Raw genomic sequence first — 1,490 nt, forward strand, 5'->3', positions numbered from 1 at the left:
GAGAGTTCCGACCTCATTTAGTATCGTGTGATACTAAACTTGGAACATACAGACAGTTATAAGGCTGGTCAGGGGTGTGCCCCTTATATTCATCTGAGGGGATGAAAGCCATACCAGGAAGTTATTTCGGGCATTTCAGCCTTATTTCGTTCCTGAACGAATCGCACCGTGCCAAAGATTGTATCACGGCGATCGCGTCGGGCGAGGAGTTTCCCGGCGAGCCGGCAAAGTTTAAAATCATCTTAAGGTCAGCCGGTGGGGGCGACCGGTTTTTCGGGCGGCGGGGGTCCGGCGCCGAGAATGTTGGGGATCTCGGCCCGGTGCACTTTTCGATCGCCAAAGTTGCGTGTTACCATTCATACTCGATTGAATTCGTGATGAATGATGTCCCATTTCAAGTCCCTATACGGTGAGTTAGGAATGGCTGATGGCTCTTCAAGCGGGTTTGGTCTCGAATTGTCTTAATACAACCAAAGTGTGAAATCGAAGCGAATGGGTCCGGCTACGGGGTTCATAGGAGGGTGTATTTTTACCGTCATGGCGGCTTTCGTGCTCCTGTTGGCGTGGTTGGTCTTCGGCGACCAGTCATCGGCGCAAAAGCAGTCCTCTCCCACGGATTTTTCCTATGGGATTCTTCCTCCTCCGCCCAACTCGTCGGAGCAACCTTACGGGACAATTCCACTTCCCTCCCTCCCTGTGCCATCCCCCCTCAATCAAGGTGAGTCCAATTCGGATTCTCAATTTCAAAATCAACTCGAACGCCAACAGACGACAACCCAGCAACTGACCACCCAACTCGAACGGCATCGGGTTCAGATCGAGCAACTGACCAGCCAGGTCGAACGGCATCGGCTGCAAATTGAAAGCGTCACCGGCCAACTGGAACAGCAGCGGCTCAGAAACGAACAGTTGATGATGCAGTTGCAAGAGCAGCAGCGTCTGATCGGCACTCTGACGGTCGATCAGGGACGCCTGTCCCAACAATCCCATGCCGGTGTCGGCGGGCTGCAAAGTGCGCTGCTGTGGTTTCTGGTGGGAATTATTCTAGCCGTCATCATCGGCGGCAGCATTTTTGCGGTGGGGTTGGTGGTGATGCTCACCCAATCTGGCCGACGTTCCGAGCTCAAACGCTATCCCATTCAACCCATCGACATCTGGCCCTATCGGATCGAGGAAGAACCCGCCGAGTTTTTGCCTCCTCAAATGCGATCGCGCCGTCCCCGTTAAGATCGGAACCCAAATCACGGGACTCTCAAAATGGGGAATCTGAGACCGTCTGCCGGACAATCTTCCCGATGGAACCCTTTGGCTCGGGGGGCGCGGGTGGCGTTTGCGGTACAAGTCTCCGGAATGGGGCTGACCTATCTCGTCCACCTACTGCTGGCCCGCCGGATGGGGACGGCGGAATTCGGCATTTACAAAAGTAGCAACAACTTTAGGATTTTCTCTTAAAGGAGTTGGTAGAGGCACATTGACTATGCCTTTAAGAG

2 protein-coding genes are annotated in these 1,490 nt (G+C 53.8%); both read left to right on the forward strand.

What is annotated here, in order from left to right:
- Window positions 1–492: 492 nt before the first annotated feature.
- Window positions 493–1,227, forward strand: a complete 735-nt coding sequence (locus tag AC0QHF_RS14875) for a hypothetical protein (protein WP_324705009.1) — start codon at window positions 493–495, stop codon at window positions 1,225–1,227.
- A 30-nt stretch (window positions 1,228–1,257) separates the two neighbouring features.
- Complete coding sequence (locus AC0QHF_RS14880; RefSeq protein WP_324705010.1) at window positions 1,258–1,452, forward strand: hypothetical protein; 195 nt, start codon at window positions 1,258–1,260, stop codon at window positions 1,450–1,452.
- Window positions 1,453–1,490: the final 38 nt, after the last annotated feature.

The sequence above is a fragment of the Lyngbya sp. CCY1209 genome, assembly GCF_055795065.1.